Source organism: Limnoraphis robusta CS-951 (assembly GCF_000972705.2).
This window is the reverse complement of record NZ_LATL02000253.1, coordinates 29,699-53,247: the sequence shown is the minus strand read 5'-3', so window position 1 is coordinate 53,247 and position 23,549 is coordinate 29,699. Positions and strand designations below refer to the sequence as shown.

The following is a 23,549-nucleotide window of genomic DNA, read 5'->3' as shown; positions in this document are numbered from 1 at the left end:
GGTTTATCTCAATCTCTCAGTAGTGCTAAAGATATTGACTGAACCCGCCCCTACAGAATCATTATTGATTAGTCGGACATGATATGAGTTGAGTTGAAATCAAGGAATCCCACATCTATCAAGGGTTTGACTTCAAGGATTGGTGTTTATAGGGACAATGATCTTCATTTTAAACTCAAAACCTTCTGAAAGTTCAGTAATTCCCCTGTTGCCTGTCTCCGCTTTAGAGTTTAATCTTGAAATCGAGAATTCATCAAATCACCCCAGAGTTTAACCAGGAGTCAATGCCTTAATCCTGATTGCCTCTATCTCAATCCTCAAAAAAACCCCGAATTAACGTTAATAAACCTGCCCGGTTAGATTGGAAAAAATCCATGCAATGTAGAGGCGAGTTTATTAATCAAGTTAGGGTTGGGCGGGATCAGTCAAATTCTGGGTGAGATTTGAAAGGTTTTGTCGAATCGCCTGATCATTTTGATTTTTATAGACTGATTGATATAAAATATAACAAGGATTTGAAAATCGACAGATATGCTCATTCCTCAACTCGATTCAATTCAAGTCGGTCTACCGCAACAAATTGGTATAGAAGAAGCAACTGATCCGATGGATCGTCCTTGGTCAACAGGATTTTTTAAAGAATCCGTTCAAGGATTAATTTGGCTTGGAAAAACTCACCTCGTTGGTGATGGTCAAGCGGATCTCAAAAATCATGGAGGTGTTGATAAAGCAGTTTTGGGTTATGCTGCGGATCATTATCCCTGGTGGAAAAATTGTTTAAATAAAATTAATTTTCCCTACGGTGCATTTGGTGAAAATTTTACCATTAGTGGACAAACTGAGACATCGGTTTGTATTGGTGATGTTTACCAAGTGGGTGAAGCGGAAATACAGGTGTCTCAACCTCGAAAACCCTGTTGGAAATTATCTCGTCGTTGGCGGATTGAAGATTTAGCCCTGCAAGTGCAGAAAACTGGACGGACAGGTTGGTATTTTCGAGTATTAAAAGAAGGTTTTGTTGAACCGGGTTTACCGCTCATATTAAGCGATCGCCCTTTTTCTGAGTGGACAGTTGCTCAGGCTAATGACATCATGTACAATCGTTGTTGTGATTCATATGTCAAAAGCCAACTGGCAACTTGTCCTTTATTATCTGCTAACTGGCAAGAAAAACTCTTGAACTCTTTATATTAATCCGTTAATAAACCCCTGCTCAAACTTTCATTTCATAGCCTTGATCAGTAACTCTGTCAGGAGTGCTGAGGCTATTCTTTCTAGTCTCATGGATTGTCCACTTCTAGGATCACTAAATAAATGGACAGCAATGAGATTACAACAATACCAGTCAATCCGAAAAGGCTAATACTGATAGCGGTAGTGATGGTGATCGGGTCCATGATTTTGGTGTTCTCCTAATTGATTGAATAGTTCAGGGTTGACTGAATAAAACTCAGCAAGTCCGAAGAAGTTGGATGATATTTGAGTGGATTAACTCTACTCTTAGAGTAACTCAAAAAAGCCTGAAAAAGCCAGAGTAGTTTTACGGATTTTTTTGATTTTTAGATGTAAACAAATCCGGATATGACCCCGTGAAATTACGGATTTAGCGGCTCTTAGGGATACATTCAGCGAAAATCACCGAGCCTTGGTATAGATGAAGGAGTTGAGATCGAACTTGAAACCGGGGGAGAGTTGAACTGAGATTCAATCGCAGCCTGAGTCATGGAGCCAACAATACCATCGAGTTTTAATCCAACATCACTTTGAAAGACTTTGACGGCTTGCTGTGTAGAAAGATCATAGTAACCTGTAATGGGTTTGTTATAATATCCCATGACTTGAAGATATTGCTGAAGTTCGATCACTTCAGAACCGCGACTTCCTAATTTTAAAAGTGATGTTTTTAGGGAAGTTTGGCTAGTGTTCGCATTTGTTAGAGCAAGGAGTGCTAGAGTTTTAGGAGTGGCAATTCCATATCTCAATAAAAGGATGGCATTCGATGAATGAATGATTGATTTATTGCTTTGAAAAACTCTTCGTAGGATGCGCCGCTATCAGAGCTATAGCGCTTCGCGCTAGGCAAGAGGCAAGAGGCAAAAGGCAAGAGGGGGAAAAAGTTCGGTATAGTCAGGCTTTTGGCTATTCTTCGTGCCGTAGATTTGTAAATATACCAGCGCGAACTGCTATAAAAAAATAAGCCCTACAGAAACTTATCTGCAAGACTCTAATCAGCTATTGGGATTTTTGTTAGAAGGAAGACCCAATGAATTTTAGGTAACGATCGCACTAATTGCTTCAACCGGATAACCCACTGCTCTCCAGGCTGCAAGTCCACCAATTAACTCAGCAACATGAAGATAACCTGCTTCACGGAGTAGGGCTGCTGCTTGTGCTGTTTCTTCCTCAGTTTCAGCATAAAGATAGATATCACGAGCAGGTTCCAAAGTTTCCGGTACTCGCTCAACCAATTTGTCCATTGGTATGCCAATGGCGCCGAGAATATGACAAGCGTTGAAGGCTTCTAAGCCTCGCACATCAATGATGGTTAAAGCAGGTTCGCCCCAGTCCAAACGGGATTTCAAATCTTGAACTCGAGATTTAGGTTTGATCGGTTCAGGAGTGGGGATTAGCTTAGAAAACATATTCATAGATAAAAATACTCAACATTCAGAATCAGATCATTACTCTCAATGTAACTAAATATTTCACAAATTGCAAATTTTTATTGCTAAAACTTGACGAAAATTATAAATTTATATCTAAAGAGAGAGTCAGCAGGTCTTCTCTATATCTCTATATCTGTAGAAAAATCACAGCGACTTGAGATCACACAAATCCCAAGTTTTCCTGAGCTATGCTATTCATGCCCAGATCTGCTGAGTCGCTGCCAATCAACTCACTCCTATTCTGCCAGGAGACCGATCGCGATGACTCACTCGGCCTCGTCACTCTAAAACGCTCTAAAATTAAAAGCTTCTGGGCGATTCTGGCCCCTCTATTTACTATATAAAAACTCAACGGAAACTCACGATGACTACCGCTTTAAGCTCTATTCCTTTTGTTGATCTCAAGCTGCAACAGCAACCCATACAATCTCAAATCGAACAAGCAATACAAGCCGTTATTGATCAAGGAGATTTTGTCCTCGGTCAAGTGTTAGGAGAATTTGAAACAGCTTTTGCTCAAGCTAGTGGAGCGCAATATGGTATCGGGGTCGCCTGTGGCACCGATGCGATCGCTTTAGGCTTACAAGCGATCGGTATTGGTCAAGGTGATGAAGTGATTTTACCCGCTAATACCTTCATTGCGACTGCGATTGGTGTGATCCACTCGGGGGCAACTCCTATTCTGGTTGATTGTGACCCTCAGACGGCTTTAATTGACCTAGAAGCTGCCCAAAAAGCAATTACCGCTAAAACAAAAGCAATCCTTCCCGTTCATCTCTACGGTCAAATGGTTTCGCCTCACGGCTTGATCGAGTTAGCGAACAGCCATAACTTAGTGATCTTTGAAGATGCAGCCCAAGCCCACCTCGCCCAACGAGAGGGCTATCGAGCGGGTTCAGTCGGGATGGCGGCGGCGTTTAGCTTCTATCCCAGCAAAAATCTCGGTGCGTTTGGGGATGGCGGAATGGTGATTACCCACAGCCAAGAAGTGGCGCAAAAAATGAAAAGCCTGAGAAATTACGGCGCACCGAAAAAATATGTTCATATGGAACTGGGAACCAATAGCCGTTTAGATACAATACAAGCAGCGATTTTAAACGTGAAACTCCCTCATTTAGAAAGCTGGAATCGCGATCGCAATTTTGCGGCTGAACAATATGATACCCTGCTGTTACCTCTACGGGAAAAGGGGATTATCCCGATCGAAAATCAATGCGAAGATGGTCATGTGTATCATTTGTATGTGATGCGGGTAACAGAAGAATGTGTCGTTGATCGCGATACTTTACAGGCGAAATTATCTGAGATGGGCGTACAAACTGGAATTCACTATCCAATTCCCTGTCATCTGCAACCTGCTTATCAACATTTAGGGTATTCTGAAGGTGATTTCCCAATGGCGGAAATGCTCAGTCGTCAAATCCTCTCCCTGCCGATGTATCCTGGACTTAGGAACGAGCAAATTAATCATGTGGTTGCATCTATTAAATCTGTGTTAGGGATTAATTAGTAAACAGCTTTTACAGTGTAGGGGCGGGTTCAGCCCAAATCTATGTTGATCATAAACAGCATACATAAACCCGCCCCAAGAGTGCCTGTTTCCTTTTACCTATTTTTTGGGAAAACTTTTGATCGGAACGCATTAAATACAGGGTTAGTAAGAACGATGCAAATTCAACGAAAAATTCCCATTGCAATTGAGCGATATGTGTTAAATGCCGCTCTTGTGGTACTGTTAGGCTTGCTGTATGCTCCTCTGTTAGTTTATTGGTATGATGGTTGGCTTGAAAAAAGTATCAGCATTGAACATGAATATTTTAGTCATGGTTTAATTGGTTTACCGTTTGCAGCTTATATTGCTTGGACACAGCGATCGCAATGGAGTCAACTTCCGAATACTAGCCATCCTGCGGGTGCAGTTTTGGTGATCATTTCGGGGTTATTTTATGCGTCAGGATTATCAGATTTAGTCAATCTTTCCTTTCCGATGATGTTAGGGGGACTGTGTTTGTGGTTGAAAGGAATTGCGGGTTTAAGGTTGCAGAAATGGCCGTTAATTTTTGTGGCTTTGGCGACTCCGACTCATTTACCTTATTTAATTGAACCGTTAGCATTTCCGTTGCAAAAATTTATTGCAGCCGTCGCCGGATTTATTTTAGTACAGTTTAATTTGAATGTTACGGTTGAACAAGTTTATCTATTTGTGAACGGACAAATTGTTGAAGTTGCGCCTCATTGTGCGGGACTGAAGATGTTATTTACCAGTTTGTACGTTGGGTTGATGCTGTTGTATTGGACGGGTACAATATCAGATCGCACAAAAAGCATTTTATTTTTAGTGAGTGCTGCTACCATTAGTGTTGTTGCTAATATTATTAGAAATACGCTGCTTACACTGTTTCATGGTACGGGTCAAAATGGATTATTTCACTGGCTGCATGATAGTTGGGGGGGTGATCTTTATTCAGCTTTGATGTTGGGTTTATTGGTTGTGTTGATTAATTGGGTACAAAATTATTTTCCGAATGAACCGGAACCTGAGACTGATTAAACGGTGATCAATTTCCAGATAAATAACTCTAAAATCATCAGAATGAATCAAAAAATCACCTATGGTTGTAAAAGAAAAACTCCCCCAAAAATGGGCTAAAATTATTGTTTTAATCTTTCTGTTTTTGCTGTTAATGGTTGCAGCAATTCCGGGTTATCTAACGGGAAAATGGACTTGGGCAGATCAACCGCAACTGCAAACCTTAGCACAATTGCAACAAATCCGAAAACAGGGTTTAGATTTAGCCGGATGGAAAACCCTCGAACAAAAACTGATGAAAATTCGGGGTCAAGAGTGGTTAATTCAAACGGTTGAACAGGATAATCAAACGGCTATTTTAGTCATGCTGGTTCAGAAGTATTATAAAGATAGACCGCAAGTAGAATGGATGGATATCAACGGATTTCAACAGTGGAAAACGGATTCTTCACGTCGTCTACGCTTAACCGTTGAACCGTCTAAAGAAGAATCATCCTCTGTAAAATTTACCACTCATTTTTTTCGCAGTTGGACGCAAGCGGCTAACCCGTTATTAAGTTTATTGTGGAAAGATTGTTCCTCCGATCAACTCTGTGAACTTTACCAAAAACAGCGTTTAAAACAAACCTATGCAGTAATGCAATGGTACGCTTGGCCTAATGGTGGTAGTCCAGCCGCGAGTCATTGGTTTATGGCGGATCGCATGGCTCAATTATCCCAGCAACGGGCGGCTTGGGTAGCAGTTAACGTGTTAATTCCGATTGAACCATTAGGTAAAATAGAAAAAGTAGAGGATAGGGCTAGTTCTCTGAGTCAAACCGTTCAAGCGGCATTGATGGCAGAAGCATTTCTGCTCACCAGTCACCAGTAAACAGTAATTATTAAACAGTCACCAATGAACAGTTTGTAGGGGCGCGCCTCCTGACAACTGATATAAACCCGCCCTAAGTGATAACTGTTTACTCCCTAAAAAATGTTTTTTGAACCTCTAAAACCGAATCAAAAATTACAGTTTCAGATTCTCAGGAAATGTTTCCAAATCCTGCATTCGATTTTCAGGCACAATGACCTTAACTGTCGATTCCCCGGCTGATCATCGCTCCGACAATCATTTCTCCTAAAAAACCTGTTGTTTCAGGTTAGGGCGTAACTTTCTGGCTGACCACCAGTAGATCCTTCTTTGAGAATAAAAGTATGATAACACAAACCCCGTCTCCGATTCCCCGTACAACCAAATCTTTGATTATGGTTGCAGTACCCAAGGGAGGCTTAGATGGTTAATTCTATTGATCGATTTATTGCAGTAACAGTAGCGGGTCTTTACTCGGGGAGTTGGACTCTAGGATTAACGGTACTATTGGGGGGAGTCAATACCGTTGTTTTTGTTCGCCAAAGCAAAGCGCAGCAAATCCCGGATAAATGTGTTTTACCGCAAGAGTTTGTTGAGCGCAAGATCGAACTTTTGGAGGGTGTGGAACCGCAAAATACGCCGGAAATTTTAGGATTATTTCAACAACCGGGCGGCCGACCTGTAGAACGAGTCCTTGAACCGAATTTAGTTCCGGTGGATGTATCCTATTTTGAACGGGGTAATGAAAATCAGATTGAACGCTACCGTTTAGGGCCTGGAGATCAAATTTTTATTGATATCTTTGTCAATGGTTTACGTTCAACAGAGTTAAGCATTCCGAATGCGGTGATAGGCCCGGAAGGAACAACGATTATCCCGTTAATTGGCACGGTGAGACTAGAGGGGTTATTTTTACGAGAAATAGAACAGGAAATTCGCGATCGCTTAAATCAGTATGTGAAAAATCCCCTAGTCAACGTCTCACTTTTAGCACAGCGCCCCGTACAAGTCACTGTTACTGGACAAGTCGCCCGACCTGGTTTTTATCCTTTGGGAACCCCTCAACTGGCGATCGCCCTCTCAAGCGCAGGGGGGACTCGCGCCAATGCTGATTTACGTTCAGTTCAACTGCGGCGGGCTTTACCTGATGGGAGAACCCTAGCCGCAGAAATTGATTTATTGACGCCTCTCGTCTCGGGTTTAGCTCCCCCAGATATTCGTTTAGAAGACCGAGATATTATCTTCGTTCCCACCCAACAAACCTTACCCACTCAAGGCCCAGAACGGGAGATAGTTGAGTCCTACAGTTTAGCGGCAGCGCCTACCCCTGTGGAAGTAACCATAGTGGGAGCGGTGGTCAAACCGGGTTTTTACACCTTACCAGCAGGGCTAGGACGGGTGTCTGCGGCGATTTTAGCGGCGGGAGGGGCAACTTTAACAGCAGATTTGCGATCGGTGATTGTCTGTCGTGTGACCATTGATGGTCAAGTGATTCAAGATCGGGTTGATTTGTATTCTCCGTTAAAAGAGGCAACGGCTTTACCGAATGTGGCGCTGTCGAATGGGGATTCGGTAATTGTACCGCAATTGTCGATTCAGGATCAACAAGATTATGATCGAACTTTGGTCGCGAATTCAACATTGGTTAATCAACAGATTACGATACGAATTCTCAGTAATGCGGGCGGTGCAGTGGGATCGGTGACGTTACCGAATGGCAGTACCTTTGTCGATATTCTCAATAACGTTCCTTTAGCGACGGCGAAGTTGGATGAAATCACCTTAATTCGTTTTGATCCCCAAGCGGGTAAAGCGATCACCCGGACACTCAATGGTAGACAAGTGTTACAAGGTAATCCCACCGATAATATTTTGTTGCAAGATGAAGATGTGATCGTGATTGATCGCAATTTCTCGGCTAATTTGAGTTATTTCCTCAATAGCTTTACTCAGCCGTTTCGGGATATTCTCGGTTTTCTCCTGTTTTTTAGAGAGATTAGCAATGCGGCGGAAGAGCTATTCGGGCCGAATAATAGTAGTGGGGGAAGTGGAAATCGCCGTTGATGATCAGTTTTATTCTTGGAGTAAAGCCGTTAAAAATATTCCTAAAACAACACTTTTGTAGATTTTAATTTGATGTTCTATTTAGACAAAAATTCCTTATGACTTTACCGATTGTTAAACGATATCTGATTGCCTTTGACCAGTATAAATGGGCGGGATTTTCGACTTTTATACTGGTTTTGGGCGTTTCGGGGGCTGTAGCCATGATTCTCGAACCACCAGAGAAACCCCCTTACACTGCAACCGGAGTATTGACCTATCAAAATCCACCTGTACTTTTTTCAGAAACGGGTCAAAGTATTCGCGAGAGAGGACAGCAACTTAATGAGGGAATGTTACTGCAACCGCGAGTTATTGAAACAGTTTTGGAGAAGACCAAGGTGACTCCAAAACAGTTGAAAGATGGTTTAAAGGTGACGGTGAAGAATCAAGTGGATGCACCGAGTTTTATTCAAGTGAATTATACTGATCCCAACCGGGAACGAGCCGTCGAAATTGTGAATATAATGATGACGGAGATGATTGAACAAAGTCGCTTGATTAATACTCAGCAGCTTCGGGATATTATTGATACGGTTACAGCCCGTTTGAGTCCGGTCGAAAAAGAACTGCGACAAGCCGAACAAGACTTAGAACAATATGATAAACGGGAGGGAGCAACCTTACTAGCGATAGAAAGTGGTGTTTTACCGGAAGCAATTGTTGGCAATCAAAAACAACAACAAGATGTACAAATTCAGATTGAAACGCTGACGGCACAAATCAAAAGTTTGCAGTCGAGACTCGGATTAAATGTGGATCAAGCCTATGTTTCTCAAGCCCTAACGGCTGATCCGATTATCGCGCAGTTACGGGTTCAACTGTATCAAATTGAGTCTCAACTTGGGCTTTTACGTCAAGATTATCGAGATGAACATCCCCAAGTTGCCGCTTTAATTAAACAAAAACAAGCCGCCGAACGACAATTACAAGAACGAGCCTCTGAAGTGTTGGGGGGAGATGGAGTCGCGGCACCTTTAAGACAAGCGGATCAAATTAGGGTAGATTCTTCTCTCGATCCGGCTCGCCAACTATTGGCTCAAAATTTAACAGCCTTGCAAACCCAAAAAGAAACACTCCAACAACAATTAGAAAATCTCAAAAAAATCGAAGTTGATCTGCGAGAAAGTTATGCCACTCTCCCCAATAAACAGTTAGAAAAGCAACGCCTCGAACAAGAACTCCTCTACAAAAAAGCCTTACATGATAAGATGAAGGCTCAGTTGGTGGACTCTCAAGCAGCAGAAGCGGAAACCGTTAGTAGTTTAAAGGTGGCTCAAGAGGCTTATGCAAAGGATGTAGAAGTTCCAGAAGCGATCAGTATGGCGCTGATTTTAGCCGGGGGTGGACTGGCTGGGGTTTTAGGGGGAGCGGTGTTAATTTTTGTTCTGGGAATGCTCAGTGGCAAGTTCTACACTTGGGAAGAAATCAAAGGCGCATTGCAAGAACGAGAGGTGCCGTTGTTGGGTTTATTACCGAATGTGATGATGTTAGAAGGATCATCTCAGGCGATGCCTCTATTGCTCAAACCTCATTCTCCCTATTTAGAATATTACGAAAAAGTCCGCAGCAATTTACAACGAATAGGAGAAAAACCCGCTAGAGTGGTACTGATTACCAGTGCGGGTGAGTTGGAAGGAAAAACGTTCTGTGCTTATAATTTGGCAATTGCTACAGCTAGAGCGGGAAAACGGACGTTGTTAATTGAAGGAGATTTGCGATCGCCCTCTCAGGTAGAATCTTTGAGATTGGCACCAGAACCGTTGAGTGGGACTGAACCTTTACGCTACTACGGGGATGCTAATCATTGTATTCGCCTGGTTCCTGATGTGGAGAATTTGTATGTGATTCCCAGTCCGGGGCCATTGCGACAAGCGGCTAGGGTTTTGGAGTCGAGCGAGATGAAACGTTTACTGGCAGAAGTTCGTTATCGCTTTGATATGGTGATTATTGATGTTCCTTCTCTGAGTTCTAATAACGATGCTTTGACGCTTGAACCTTCAACGGATGGTTTAATTTTAGTGGCTCGTCCAAGCTATACGCTATCGGGTCAGCTAGGAGAACTAGCGGAGCAGTTGACAGAAGTCGATGAGGATGAAGGCTCAACAAAATACCGTCCGCGTCTGTTGGGTGCAATGATTAATGATGCGGATATTGCGGTTGAATGGTTTGATGAACCTATAGATCAGAGCAAACAGGCTGTAGACGCTCCCTTGTATCAACCGACGCTCCCTTCCCAGTCCCAGACAGTACGCCAGTTACCCTCAAAGGTTAAACGATGAATTTGATTTGGCATCGACCTGCGAAGGTGTATGATCTCTCAACGGATGGGGTTGAGGTTTGGCAGGCTGAGTTCGGGTTACTCAGTGAACACCTGGAGGAATTTGAGCAAGTCCTTTCCCCCGATGAACAAGAACGAGCCAGACGTTATCGCCAAAAACGGGATCACGTTCGGTTTGTCGGGGCGAGGGGGGTTCTGAGAATGATTTTGGCGGGTTATTTGGGGGTGTCACCGTCTGAAGTTGAGTTTAGTTATAGTGAACGGGGAAAGCCTTTTTTAAAGGCAAATTCAACGGGTATTAAGTTTAATGTCTCTCATTCTGAGGATAAGGCATTGTTGGCGATCGCATTAAACCGTCGAGTGGGAATTGATGTTGAATATATTCGTCCTATTGAGGTATTATCCCTGGCGAAGCGGTTTTTTCGGGAGTCGGAATATTCGCTGTTGAGTACATCGCAAGGAATGGAACAATTGAGGGGATTTTTTCAGTTGTGGACAGCAAAAGAGGCGTATTTGAAGGCGACGGGGGAAGGGTTAGCGGGGTTAGAGGCGGTGGAAATTTCGTTATCGGAGTTAGAGTCTGCTGAGAGTTTAGAGATTCATAATACAGGTTGTGATTGGTTGCTGCAACCTCTAGATTTGGGTGAAGACTATTGTGCGGCGATCGCAGTGGAGGGAAAAGACTGCAATATTCGTCCGATTAAAATGTTGTAGCAAAAGGGAAAACCGGATCGGGAAATTTCATTTAGCGTCTCATGCGGTTAGCGACTAACCCCAAAACAGAGTTACTGAGGTTGAGTCCTTCTAGGGATTTTAGCAGGGCGGAACGGTTGGTTTTTTTGATGCCAACGACTAAAATAATACCATCGGTTTGAGCGGCGATTAAACTGGCATCTGCTAAACCTGTGACGGCGGGTGTGTCGTAAATAACTAAATCAAAGAATGCCCGAAATTGTTCCATCAGGTATTGTCTTTTTTTGGCGGAGAGGACTTGTACGGGATCGGGGGGAATTTGTCCGGCGGTGAGGACGAATAGGTTATCATCTTGAGGCGATCGCATAGCGTCTCGGAAGGAGAATCGCTGAATGGCATCATTGAGACTGAGATCGCTGGTAATGGCATCTCGAAAGCCTCGTAAATTGGGTAAACCGAGTTTATGATGAATTTGGGGATTGCGTAGGTCTGCGTCAACCAGGAGGACACGCTGACCCATAAAAGCGGCGGTTTGAGCCAGATGAATAGCAATGGTTGATTTACCATCTCCTGGAGTCGCTGAACTGATGGTGATAGAGCGTAAGGGTTTGTTAGAACTGAGTAAACAGATATTGGCATAGAGGGAGCGAAAGGCTTCTGAAACTGGGGAAGCTGTATAGTATTGATGGACTTGAGGGTTGACGGGGGCTGAGTGGCGATCAACGACAGGGGTTAAACTGGCGACTGAGCCGATGGGAATAAAAGTTTTGGATTTTTGGGCGACTTTTTTGAAGTGTTTGGAAAGGGGAATAACGCCTAAAACGGGTAATTTAGTGTTTGATTTAATTTCGTCGGGTGTGTGGAATACGGTGATCAAGACGTCTATGATGAAGCCAATGCCAATTCCGAGCAAGGTACTCAAGACGACTGCGATCGCGAGTTGACGTTTTGTACTACTAACGGTAATTGAGATGGGTTTTCCAGAGTCATCTATCGATACCGAGGGAGGGGAAACCAGATGCCAGGGAATTTGTTGTTGAGCGGCGTCAATACCGAGGGCTTCTCGTTTTTCAAGAAATTCTGTGAGGGTTTCTGAAGCGACTAGAAGTTGTTGTTGTAATTCGGCTTCTCGGTTTGCTAAAGCCGGGAGTTCTTGTATTCGTTGGTTGAGTTGATTTTGAGCCTCCTGCAAGACATTAACTCGGGCTTCTAGTGCTTCTATACGTCCGAGGGTACTGTCTATAACTTTTTGAGCTTCTTGTTGTAGAAGTGATTGCATCTTTTGCTGCTTTTCTCGTAGTAGCTGCATGGGAAGACTGTCTTCACGGAGTCGCTTTGATTCTTGGATGATCTCGGCTTCGGTGTCGTAGTATTGCTTGATTAACCAAGAATAAGAGCCTGTGTCATTTCCTAAAATTTCGGCATAGTTTCCTTGGGCGTATTGTTGTTGCAGAACTTCAGCCCAAACTCTTTTTTCGGCGAGTTCGGATTGGTTGTTTACGATTTGTTCTTGCAGGTTTCGGGCTGCAATTGCGAGTTCTCGATCTTTATTGTCGGGATTAATTAGATTGGCTTCTTGGCGAAATATTTTAATTTGTTTTTGTATATTATTATATCGTGCTTCTAACATCGGTAACTGTTTATTTATAAATTCTAGTCCCTGATTAATACTGGTTAAACGTTCTTGTAAACTATAATTCAAATAAGCTTCTGAAATTTGATCTAAAATAAATTGGATTTTTTCAGGGTCTGAATCCTGATAGCTAACTTTGATCAGTTTTGTTCCTTCTTCTTTTGAATCTTTTTCATACATGATCCGACCAATTTCTAGGCTAGACAGGAAGGAACGGGAACTCAAATTTGGATAACGTTGTTTGATTTCCTCTACAACAGGTTCCATTAAACTAGGACTTTTCAAAACTCGAATGAGACTTTCATAATCGACTAAACTATTATTCACTTGAATTCGATTAATATCTACACCTCCAGCTTGAGCAGATAGATATTTTTGGGCAAACTGACCTTCTACCGTGACGGGTTCTATTAATAGTTGAAATGCTCCTTGGTATTTCGGAATAACTTGGCGAGATTTCAAAACGATTAAACTTCCTAAAGCCCCGCTCAGAGTCAGGATTACAAATAACATGATTGGTAAGCGTCGTCGGAAAACGGCAAAGACCCAGCCGATATCTAGTCGTTCTTCATCTTGATCTTGAACTTCTCCTGAAAATCCTTGATTCATTTCGGGATTAAGCTTCCCGTTATTTTGGACTAAAAATCGTTGTAAATCTCGTTCAGTGTCCATGATTTTGATTGATTTTTTATAGCAATTATTTTTAATTGAAGTGAAGAGCCTCTATCAGCTTGAGATTTCAATTAATCTTGGAACCCTTCGATAACCTCCAGAAGTCGAAAAATAGATAGGGCTTGATTGATGAAACTACCTGTTGGAGTTAGAAGTAAACTCGTCCGATCTGAAAACTTTGCTAAACCAGAACGTTCGACAACAATGATGTCGTTATTGCGAAGTAGAGGATTGTTTTGTTCATTCGGACTGGCAGAAAAATCAATGGCTATCGTTCGCTGAGATATTGTACCATCGGGGTTGAGGCGAATCAAATCCACGAACTGTCGGCTTGATCTGGGATTAAATCCACCTGCTTTGAGTAAGGCTTGGTTCAATGTTGTATCTGGGGCTACGTCAATTGTACCGACACCGGGATTTCTAATTTCTCCGACTACACTCACCCTAATTGTAGCAGGGGAAAAACTGGCCCGAGCGATTGGTGTAATTTCGGTTAAATCAACAGTTGTTGCTTGCGGAATAACAATGGTGTCTCCATCTTGTAAGAAGGGGTCTTTGTTGAGGTCGCCTGTTTGCAAGAGTTCCCATAAATTGACGGGGATAATCTGTTGGGTTCCGGCTTGGGTGATGCGATAAAGTTGAATTTGACGAATATCGGCTTGTTCTGTAATTCCTCCGGCTTGTCGAATAGCCCAAGTGACGGTGGCGTATCCGCCCGGACTTTCAGTATTGGCATCGCCCCCAATTAAGACATAGTTCCCCGGACGGTTCACTTGTCCAACGACAATAATATTATGAGCGGCATCGGCTGAGATCGCTAAGTTACTGTTGGCAACCTGACGAACTTCTGCTTGATTAAAATGGGTGGTCGCTGGAATAATAATCGTGTCTCCATCTCGTAGGGTTATATTAGAACGAGTATCCCCATTCTGAAGAAACTCCCAAAAATTAATGGCGATGATTTGTTCACCCCCTGAAGGTTGAGGTCTACGAAGCTGAATTTGACGGATATCGGCTGATAATGTTACTCCTCCGGCTTTTTGAATGGCTTCTGCTAGGGTGGGATAACGCAGTTCAGGTTGACGGGACTCCGGGTCAAACAGGGTCAAGATGTAGAACCCCGGACGAGAGACTTCTCCTGAAACGGCGATTTTTATAGGCCGAGGTTTAGTGAGGGTAACGGTGATTAAGGGATGTTTGAGGATACGAGCATATTCTGTTTCAATCATCCGAGTCACTTGCTCTAGGGTACTCCCTTGAACGTATAATCTCTTGATGTAGGGGAGTTGTAGGGTTCCATCCGCAATCACCTGAGCTTCTCCACTGAAATCTTCAGCGTCAAAAATTTTAACAGAAATAAAATCACCTATTCCTAAAATGTAGGCAGGTTCAAGGACAGTTAGATTATTGTCCGACTCGGATACAGTTTGACTCGGTTGAGGTAGGGATTGAGTAGAACCGCTTAGATGCCCCCCGACAGTTGTCAGTATGATTAGAGAGAGGTTAACGATCACTCGGGTCATTTTGTAGGGAGTCTTTAGGCTAACCATAGAGACATCTTTTTTCAAAATATATGAGGCTTTATTTCTATATCTTAATCTAGTTTTTTCTTGAGTTGCACCGTCTCTCCTCTAGAACTGCATAATCTTAATCTTATGAAACAGATTCTTTTTGATCCTATTTTTTTGCCTTTGATTTTAGGGGTTGTGATTATTTATGCGTTATTGGCTTTTCATTTGTCGAGTTCTAAAAAAGTTAGTTTTCTCTTCGGAGATATTTTTACGATCTTTTTTCTGTGTTTAGTTCCTAAACTGGTTATTTTCCCGTTCAACAAGTTTGATTTAAGTGTTTTGTCTAATCCGGTTTTTACCTTGGCTTCTGCTACCGGAATTATTGTCATGGCTTTTTATGGTTCTTCGTTTATTCTTTTACATTTATATTATCACAAATATTTAGAGCATACCCTCTCAATTCTAAAAGATCCGTTTTTAGGAACTTTAATAATTTTAGCCGTTTGTTCAACGTTTTGGGCTTATGAAACTGAAAAGACGTTACGAGCGACTCTTGTTATTTTGTTTCTCAGTAGTTTAGCGGCTCATATCAGTCGGCGATACAGTTTACAAAAAATTTCGTCTCTCATGCGAATCTCTCATACAATAGTTGCGTTTTTAAGTGCTTTTTATGCGCTGGCAAAGCCCAGTATTGGAATCCATGAAAAAGGCTGGAAAGGGATTGCAATTCATCCCAATTTTCTCGCCATTATTATGGCTTTAAGTGTTTTAATTTGGACGATTGATGCTTTAAATAAACCCAAATATCCGGGGTTATCTTGGGGAATGGCTGCTTTTTCGTTTTTTATTTTACAAATGGCAAACTCTGCGGGTGCTTTTGTGACGGCGATGTTGATGCTGATGATGATTGGATTGCTGAGAGTCTTAAAAAGTCTCACTTTTCAGCAAGCTTTTACCGCTATTGTGCTTTTTTTAGTCTTGGGAATTGTGATTATGATTTTACTAACAGAAAATTGGGTGAGTGTTCTCAGTAGTTTGGGTAAAGATCCAACTTTAACGGGACGAACGGAATTTTGGCCAATGCTAATTGATGCGATTAATCAAAGACCTGTTTTGGGTTATGGATACCATAACTTTTGGCAACCTTGGCGGGGGGTTTATAACCCCGCCGCAGGCGTTATTACACCGAATGGGTTTAAGCCGCCTCATGCTCATAATGGCTTTATTGAGATTGGTCTAGACTTAGGGTATATTGGCTTATCTTTGTTTATTTTGTCTTTTTTTAGAAATCTTCTTTTGGGTTCCATGCTATTAACTCAAAGCAAAAGACTAGAGTCTTTACTCCCTACTATTTTTATGGGATATTTGCTGTTTCAGAATATAACTGAAAGCCGACTTTTTGATGCTAACTTTGTCTGGTTTTATTATGTGTTATTCACGGTCAAACTCAATCATATTCACGAAGAACTGAAAAAAGAAAGAGAACTTACCCCTTAGTCTCCAACGTTAAACCTTGGGGATATTTGTAGTCCATTCCTGGAACATAAATTTTAAACTGTTCCAAACTCAAACTTAAGTTTTCCTCTGGATTATAAATTCTATACAGGGGAACTTTCCCATAAAAAGATGCCCATGTTGAATAGGTACTCATCGGCCCAATTAAGGAGTCACAAGCGGCTAAAGCATAAAGGTCTTCTAATAAATGATTCGTTCCAAAGAAGACGTTTAGAGGGGCAAACTGTTTGAGGTTATGTTGAGAATCTGAACAGACTAAAAATCCGACTTTTTGTTGAGGAAATAACTGTGTAACGTTCTGCATGACTTGTACATACTGTTCAACGGTAAAAAAGAATTCACCGCCTCGATGCTGTTGATAGTCGCCATGACGAATATGCACCCCAACTAATATTTGACACTGAGATCGAATCTCTGAAATTAATGTTTTAATATTGTTCTGATGATGCTCAACGGGTGTAAAATAGTCTCTAACCTGATCAGCATATTTGATTAAGTTAGATTCATCTCGAAAGCGAAATCCTTGAATGCAGTAGGTTTTCTGGTGATCAAATTGACTGAGAAACTCATCACTATCGAGTAAACAATCCTGTTGGGAATCAATTCTAAGAATCTTTAAACCCCGATTCAACCCTTTGATTTTACTCATCAGTATCACGAAAGAATTAGCCCAACGACCGATTAATTGGCGTAGAATTCGGTTCGGTTTCCCCTGAGAAGGATGAGGCGGATAACGGCAAAATAAGTCGCGACTGGTGGGTTGAAATAAATCAGCGTATTCATCAAACGCCAGATTAGCTAAGGTGATTTTATGGGCGTGAGCAAATGCGATTAAATGTGAAAATAAAATCAATCGATTGCCAAGCTGTCCATATTTTAGAGTGATGATCATCATGGTTTGATTGTGTAAAGTATCTTAACAAAAAACTTCACAGAAAAGTCATACTCTGTTTATTATGTCTAAGTTAAAAAAACAAGTCAACTCAAGACATCGTGATATAGTATTGACAGCAATAGTAGCGGGATAAGAGGTATCATTTTGCCGGAGTCCAAACCCAAAACTCCTGCTAGCACCGATCCGGAACGATTCTTTCGTACTGATCATCTCAAAGCCGATCTCAGAGGGCGTTCGATTCGTGGGGGTGCGATCACCATTTTGGCTCAAGTTAGCAAGTTAATCATGCAATTTGGGTCAATCGTTGTTCTTGCTCGTCTTCTTGAACCCGAAGATTATGGTTTAATCGGGATGGTGACAGTTATTACAGGCTTTATTTCCATTTTTAAGGACTTAGGCTTGTCAATGGCGACGATGCAACGAGAACAGATTACCCAGACTCAAGTCAGTACCCTATTTTGGATCAATGTTGGAATCAGCAGTGCAATTATGTTGCTGACTGTGGCTTTAGCGCCTGTGATTGCTTGGTTTTACGGCGAACCGCGTTTAATTTTGATTACGTTAGTGCTGGGAAGTGGTTTTATCTTCGGCGGACTAACTGTTCAACATCAAGCGTTGCTGAAGCGACAAATGCGTTTGGGTGCGTTAGCGGTGATTGATATTATCTCGATGATTAGTAGCATTAGTATCGCCCTGACGCTGGCAATTTTGGGTACAGGTTATTGGGCGTTAGTCGCCATGCAATTGGCGATGACAATTATTAATTGTATTGGAGTCTGGGTGAGTTGTGGTTGGCGTCCGGGATGGCCGAAGTTTGACTCAGAGATTGCTCCGATGTTAGCGTTTGGGGGATGGAACACGGGTTTTACAGTTGTTAATTATTTTACTCGTAATCTCGATAATTTACTAATTGGAAAGTTTTGGGGTGCGGATCAATTGGGACTCTACGCCCAAGCTTACAAATTGTTGGTTTTACCGCTACAACAGATTAATTTTCCGCTTTCAACGGTGGCTTTACCGGGTTTGTGCAGTGTCCAGTCTGATCCCGAACGATATCGATCTTACTATGGCAAAGCCGTTGAAGTGATGGTCTTGCTCGGAATGCCTATTTCAGTCTATATGGCGGTGGATGCTGATAATTTGATCATCAATTTGTTAGGATCTCAATGGAGTGAGGCGATCATTTTATTTAGAGTCCTTTCACCTGTCGCTTTTATTAGTACCTTTAACGTCGCCACTGCCTGGGTGTTTATCTCAATGGGACGAGCGGATCGTCAATTTCACTGGAATATATTTGCTTCCGTAATCACGGTGATTGCATTTTTAATTGGGGTGCGTTGGGGTGCTTTGGGGGTAGCAATTGCAGCCAGTATTACCTTCTGTGGTTTGCGTTATCCGGGGATTGTTTATTGCTTTCAGTCTTCTCCGTTGACCCCAGGATTTCTGATGAAGATTTTATGGAAACCTGCCGTTGCTTCTTTCGTTGCAGGAGGACTGCTTTGGTTCGTTCGTCAAGCAATATCTTGGAGTATTAATCCTTTTGTTGAAATTGCCCTTCATTGTGCATTATATGCTTTATTCTATCTGTCGTGCTGGTGTATTTTACCGAATGGCAGACAGACCTTAAAACAAGTGTTGCAACTACTCAATGAGTTGCGACATAAGCCTAAAAAGGTGGGATAAAAAATGTCTAAACTCAATCAGTTTATTCCGAGTTCTATTCAACCGTTCTATCAGAAAATACGAAGTTTTCGTTATCAAGTGGAGGGGGAATTAAAAAAATTAACGACTCCAGTTCATCCTCATCCTATTCTGGTGTTAGGAAATCAAAAGTCTGGAACTTCAGCAATTGCTGCTTTACTCGCTGAAAATACAGGCTTATCAGTGACAATTGATATTACCCAAGAAGTTGATTACCCAATTTATCATCATGTCCTTTTAGGGAAACTATCGTTTAATACATATATTCAACGTCACAAACTCTATTTTTCTAAAGCGATTATCAAAGAACCTAATCTCACCCTGTTTTATCAGGAGTTAATTAACTATTTTCCGCAAGCCAAATTTGTTTTTATTATTCGTGATCCCCGAGATAATATTAGAAGTATTTTGAATCGCTTAAATTTACCCGGAAATCTCGATGAAATTCAACCTGAACAGGGCAAAAAAATAAGTCAAGCTTGGCAGTTAATTGTCAATAATGTTGGGTTAAATCTTCCAGGTTTAAACTATATTGAAAGAATGGCTTATCGATGGAATTATATGACTGATGTTTACGACAATCACTCCGAAAAGATGATTTTAATTCGTTATGAAGACTTTCTCAAAGATAAAGTTAGTCAAATTGAAAAACTCGCTCAACAGTTAGGTCTAAAGCCTGTCAATGATATTGCTGATAAAGTTAATATTCAGTTTCAAGGACGAGGAGATCAAAATGTAAAATGGCAAGATTTCTTTGGAAAAGATAATTTAAGCAAAATCGAATTGATTTGTGCTGAAAATATGAGAAAATTTAATTATTCCATTTAGGAAAAAGATGCACCCGGATTATCCAGAAAAAATCTTCTTCTATTGTCTTCCTCAAGGGCCACCCGAAAAAGCGGCTTATCAACATCCTATTGTTTGTTTAGCGGAAGGTTTACAACAATTAGGAATTCCTTTTTATGGGAATGTTAACTATTGGAAAACATCCCTTCAAGAGGATAGGTTTCTCCTGTGCCATCACCCCGAGATTACAGCCAATGAATGTCAGGTTGCAATTATTAGTGGTCGTTGGTTTGACTATGGTTATCCCATTCCTGAAAATTTATTTCATCCCAAACGCAAGTACATAACGGTATATTTCGATGATTCAGATGGCTTAAGAACTCCATCTTTTCACGATGAATTTAGAAAATTTGACTATATTTTTAAGTGTCATTATCACCAACAACTAAAATACCCAAAAAACTTTTATCCTTGGGCTTTTGGGTTATCTAACCGGATTATTAAAATGACTCATGAACAACCCGATTTTTCTCAGAGAAACAAAACATTACTCTATAATTTTAGAGTGAAGCACTCTCTGCGAGATACCGTTAAAAGCCTGTTAATTGAAAATGGTCTTCATCAAATTTTACCTTTAGACGAAACGATTGATCAGTCTGACACCAGTTCTTTGAGTGCTGAAGATCACTTACAATGGACTCAAAGTGGAAGACGTCATTATCCTTCCTATTATCAACGCTTAAAATCATCAGTCGCTTGTGCTGCTTTTGGAGGAACATTTGTTCCGGCTTTTCCCAAAAACCCTAACCATTTATTCAGTCGAACCTTGACGCATTTATTAGGTGAAGAAATGATTTGTAAAGTTGATTCTAGACTCCGAATCATTGTACAGTGGGATAGTTGGAGATTGTGGGAATCTTTAGCTGCCGGATGTGTGACTTTTCATGTTGACTTTGAGCAAAATAACTTTTTATTACCTGTGATGCCAATCAACTGGAAACACTATATTGGCATTGATTTAAAAAATGTAAAAGAAACCGTTCAACGTCTAATAGAAGACGCACAAATTTTAGCCGAAATTTCCACGAATGGTAGGAGTTGGGCTATTGAACATTATAGTCCTGTTCCGACGGCGATTCGTTTTCTCAAAGCGATTGGAAAAGACTATCTCATCAAATAAACTTTTAGGATGGAGTTGAGAGTAAACATATGAAAATTGCCTTTATCGTCGGAACATTTCCTTCCTTATCTGAAACCTTTATTCTTAATCAAATTACAGGTTTAATTGAGCGTGGACATCAAGTCGATATTTATGCAGATTCTCCTCAAGATCAAGATAAATTTCATGCTGATGTCGAAAAATATCAGTTGTCTAATCGGACTTACTATCGCCCCCGTTGGAGTCATCCTCGAACAAAAGCTGTCTTGAAAGGTTTAGGATTATTCCTCAAAAATTTCCCGAAAAATCCCCCTGTTTTGTTACGCTCATTAAATGTTTTTCAATATAAACAAGAGGCCTATTCATTGCGATTACTTTATGCCGCTATTCCCATGATCGGAAAAAAGCCTTATGATATTATTCACTGTCACTTTGGTCAACTCGGTCAAAAAGGTGTAACTCTACGGGAAATTGGAGCCATTCAAGGACGATTAATTACTTCATTTCATGGGGCGGATGTTAACTCACCTGTTTGGTATTCAAGGGGAGGAACGTATAAAAAACTTTTCAAATTGGGCGATAAATTTACTGTCAATTCAAATTTTACGGCGGAGCGAGCGATTGCTTTAGGATGTCCCCCGGAGAAAATTGTTAAACTTCCGATGGGATTAAATTTATCGCTTTATCAGTTTAAAGCCCGTTATCTACAAGCCAATGAACCTGTTAAAATTATTACGGTAGCTCGATTAGTTGAAAAAAAAGGAATTGAATATTCAATTAGAGCTGTAGCTCAAGTTTTAAAAGAATATCCCAACTTAATTTATCGTATTGTTGGGGATGGAGGTTTACGAGAGTCTCTTGAACAACTCATTAGAGAACTAAATGTTTCTGAAAATGTTAAAATATTAGGATGGATGACTCAAGAAGAAGTTCGTCAGCTATATACAGACTCTCATCTTTTTATTCTTTCTAGTGTGACGGCTACCGATGGAGACAAAGAAGGTCAGGGTTTAGTTTTACAAGAGGCTCAAGCAATGGGTTTACCTGTTTTATCAACAATTCACAATGGAATTCCCGATGGTGTTTTAGATGGAAAATCAGGTTTTTTAGTCCCAGAAAAAGATGTTGATGCTTTAGCAGAAAAATTAAGCTTTTTGCTCAAAAATCCAGAAAAATGGTTAGAAATGGGTCAATCTGGTCGAGCCTTTGTAGAAGAAAATTATGAGATTAATAAACTGAACGATCAATTAGTGGAGATTTATTCAAAATTAATATAACAAGAAAAAACAGTCTAAATTTAAAGCTTATTATTGGAGGATAAATCAGCATGATATCTATTAAAAACCACTCAAAGTTTTTCTGAAAAACTCCGGGTATTCTCTAAAAAGGATATCAACATCAAGTTCCCGAAGCTTTTGTTGCAAGAGTTTCTGGGCGAGTCTGGGGAAATCAGAAACGTGGTGCTGTTATTACTCCTGATGATAGTGTTTTAGGAGATGTTTCTAAAGAAATTAATAAACATTATTAAAAAAATGGTATGGTTTGAGGTAATAAATTAATATTAAATTTGGAAAAAACAAGCGAATAAGTGTTCATTAATTAACGGATTATATTGAGAGACAATAAAAATGAAAACTCCAGTTGTTTTTCTGATTTTTAACCGACCCGAATTAACCGCAAAAGTATTTGAGGTCATTCGTCAAGCCCAGCCCCCAATATTGCTCGTTGTGGCAGATGGCTCTCGGTCTGACCGACCAGAAGAAGCTGAAAAATGTCAACAAACTCGGGCTATTATTGATTGTGTAGACTGGAACTGTGAGGTATTAAAAAACTATTCTGATATTAATTTAGGCTGTGCCAAGCGAGTTTCAAGTGGTTTAAATTGGGTCTTTGAAACTGTAGAATCAGCTATTGTTTTAGAAGATGACTGTTTACCGCATCCTAGTTTTTTTGATTACTGTGAAGAACTCCTAGACTATTATCAGCAAGATCAACGAGTCATGTCAATAGCAGGAACAAACTTTCAATTCGGACATCAACGCAGTGAATACAGCTATTATTATTCAGGTTTTCACGACTGTTGGGGGTGGGCGACTTGGCGACGAGCTTGGCAATATTTCGACTTTGAGATGAAGCTTTGGCCGACTTTTAGAGAGAGTAATTTTCTTGATCATAAACTTTCAAATAATAGCCGAGCCGTTAATTATTGGCGGCGACTGTTTCAAGCGACTTATGAAGGGAAAAAAAATAGTTGGTTTTATCGATGGTTATTTTCCTGTTGGGTTCAGAGTGGTTTGGGGATTATGCCCAGTGTAAATTTAGTTTCTAATCTTGGTTTTAGTTTATCATATTCTTCAAATACAACAGCCGAGGCTAAAAAGATTTCTTATGCTAATATGCCCGTACAAGCAATGGGTTTTCCCTTATCTCATCCTCCCTATCTGTTACAAAATTGGGAAGCTGACGAATGGACTCAAGAAACTCGTTTTTCGCCCAGCTTTTTGAACCGATTTCAACGAAAGTTGAACAATTTTTGGAGTTCCTAAATTATTGT

Annotated in this window: 18 protein-coding genes; 13 read left to right on the top strand and 5 right to left on the bottom strand. The window is 40.9% G+C overall.

Annotated features, from left to right (window positions below; translation table 11 throughout):
* Positions 1-531 precede the first annotated feature (531 nt).
* The gene (locus WN50_RS21595; protein ID WP_046280936.1) at positions 532-1,194 is read left to right on the top strand and encodes an MOSC domain-containing protein; all 663 of its coding nucleotides are present in this window, start codon (positions 532-534) and stop codon (positions 1,192-1,194) included.
* A gap of 431 nt (positions 1,195-1,625) precedes the next feature.
* Here WN50_RS21595 and WN50_RS21590 read toward each other — a convergent pair whose 3' ends face one another.
* Both WN50_RS21590 and WN50_RS21585 read right to left on the bottom strand, forming a co-directional pair.
* The gene (locus WN50_RS21590; RefSeq protein ID WP_046280937.1) at positions 1,626-1,982 is read right to left on the bottom strand and encodes a peptidoglycan-binding domain-containing protein; all 357 of its coding nucleotides are present in this window, start codon (positions 1,980-1,982) and stop codon (positions 1,626-1,628) included.
* 288 nt (positions 1,983-2,270) lie between these two features.
* Positions 2,271-2,648 carry a rhodanese-like domain-containing protein gene (locus WN50_RS21585; RefSeq protein WP_063847412.1) on the bottom strand — a complete coding sequence of 126 codons (378 nt, stop codon included), beginning with the start codon at positions 2,646-2,648 and terminating at the stop codon, positions 2,271-2,273.
* Positions 2,649-3,030: 382 nt separating this feature from the next.
* Here WN50_RS21585 and WN50_RS21580 point away from each other — a divergent pair, with 382 nt between their 5' ends.
* The 6 genes from WN50_RS21580 (at position 3,031) to WN50_RS21555 (ending at position 11,144) form a co-directional block, all read left to right on the top strand.
* Positions 3,031-4,176: a DegT/DnrJ/EryC1/StrS family aminotransferase gene (locus WN50_RS21580; protein WP_046280938.1), complete on the top strand. Its 1,146-nt coding sequence runs from the start codon at positions 3,031-3,033 to the stop codon at positions 4,174-4,176.
* 156 nt (positions 4,177-4,332) lie between these two features.
* A complete protein-coding gene (gene crtB / locus WN50_RS21575) occupies positions 4,333-5,217 on the top strand; it encodes a cyanoexosortase B (protein WP_046278036.1) in 885 nt (294 codons plus the stop codon).
* 61 nt (positions 5,218-5,278) lie between these two features.
* Positions 5,279-6,067: a cyanoexosortase B system-associated protein gene (locus tag WN50_RS21570; RefSeq protein WP_046278032.1), complete on the top strand. Its 789-nt coding sequence runs from the start codon at positions 5,279-5,281 to the stop codon at positions 6,065-6,067.
* Between the two features lie 402 nt (positions 6,068-6,469).
* The gene (locus WN50_RS21565) at positions 6,470-8,110 is read left to right on the top strand and encodes an SLBB domain-containing protein (protein WP_046278033.1); all 1,641 of its coding nucleotides are present in this window, start codon (positions 6,470-6,472) and stop codon (positions 8,108-8,110) included.
* A 98-nt stretch (positions 8,111-8,208) separates the two neighbouring features.
* Complete coding sequence (locus WN50_RS21560) at positions 8,209-10,431, top strand: GumC family protein (protein WP_046278034.1); 2,223 nt, start codon at positions 8,209-8,211, stop codon at positions 10,429-10,431.
* Positions 10,428-11,144 (top strand): 4'-phosphopantetheinyl transferase family protein, encoded by a 717-nt coding sequence (locus WN50_RS21555; protein ID WP_046278035.1) that lies wholly within the window; start codon positions 10,428-10,430, stop codon positions 11,142-11,144. The genes WN50_RS21560 and WN50_RS21555 overlap by 4 nt, the downstream gene beginning before the upstream one ends.
* A 31-nt stretch (positions 11,145-11,175) precedes the next feature.
* On the opposite strand, the gene WN50_RS21550 is transcribed toward WN50_RS21555, so the two are convergent.
* The gene (locus WN50_RS21550) at positions 11,176-13,428 is read right to left on the bottom strand and encodes a GumC family protein (RefSeq protein ID WP_049560682.1); all 2,253 of its coding nucleotides are present in this window, start codon (positions 13,426-13,428) and stop codon (positions 11,176-11,178) included.
* 71 nt (positions 13,429-13,499) lie between these two features.
* The gene (locus WN50_RS21545; protein WP_046276974.1) at positions 13,500-14,978 is read right to left on the bottom strand and encodes an SLBB domain-containing protein; all 1,479 of its coding nucleotides are present in this window, start codon (positions 14,976-14,978) and stop codon (positions 13,500-13,502) included.
* Positions 14,979-15,083: 105 nt separating this feature from the next.
* On the opposite strand from WN50_RS21545, the gene WN50_RS21540 reads away from it, so the two are divergent.
* Positions 15,084-16,436, top strand: a complete 1,353-nt coding sequence (locus tag WN50_RS21540; protein WP_049560680.1) for an O-antigen ligase family protein — start codon at positions 15,084-15,086, stop codon at positions 16,434-16,436.
* On the opposite strand, the gene WN50_RS21535 is transcribed toward WN50_RS21540, so the two are convergent.
* On the bottom strand, positions 16,426-17,349 hold the full coding sequence (locus WN50_RS21535) for an alpha-1,2-fucosyltransferase (protein WP_049560224.1): 924 nt from the start codon (positions 17,347-17,349) through the stop codon (positions 16,426-16,428). The two genes, WN50_RS21540 and WN50_RS21535, sit on opposite strands and share 11 nt — an antisense overlap.
* 144 nt (positions 17,350-17,493) lie before the next feature.
* Here WN50_RS21535 and WN50_RS21530 point away from each other — a divergent pair, with 144 nt between their 5' ends.
* From WN50_RS21530 to WN50_RS21510, 5 genes are all read left to right on the top strand, one after another.
* A complete protein-coding gene (locus WN50_RS21530) occupies positions 17,494-19,032 on the top strand; it encodes a lipopolysaccharide biosynthesis protein (RefSeq protein WP_046276976.1) in 1,539 nt (512 codons plus the stop codon).
* Between the two features lie 3 nt (positions 19,033-19,035).
* The gene (locus WN50_RS21525; protein WP_046276977.1) at positions 19,036-19,878 is read left to right on the top strand and encodes a sulfotransferase family protein; all 843 of its coding nucleotides are present in this window, start codon (positions 19,036-19,038) and stop codon (positions 19,876-19,878) included.
* 7 nt (positions 19,879-19,885) lie between these two features.
* The gene (locus WN50_RS21520; protein ID WP_046276978.1) at positions 19,886-21,016 is read left to right on the top strand and encodes a hypothetical protein; all 1,131 of its coding nucleotides are present in this window, start codon (positions 19,886-19,888) and stop codon (positions 21,014-21,016) included.
* A gap of 29 nt (positions 21,017-21,045) precedes the next feature.
* Positions 21,046-22,272, top strand: a complete 1,227-nt coding sequence (locus WN50_RS21515) for a glycosyltransferase (protein WP_046276979.1) — start codon at positions 21,046-21,048, stop codon at positions 22,270-22,272.
* Positions 22,273-22,623: 351 nt separating this feature from the next.
* Positions 22,624-23,541: a glycosyltransferase family A protein gene (locus WN50_RS21510; protein ID WP_046276980.1), complete on the top strand. Its 918-nt coding sequence runs from the start codon at positions 22,624-22,626 to the stop codon at positions 23,539-23,541.
* Positions 23,542-23,549: the final 8 nt, after the last annotated feature.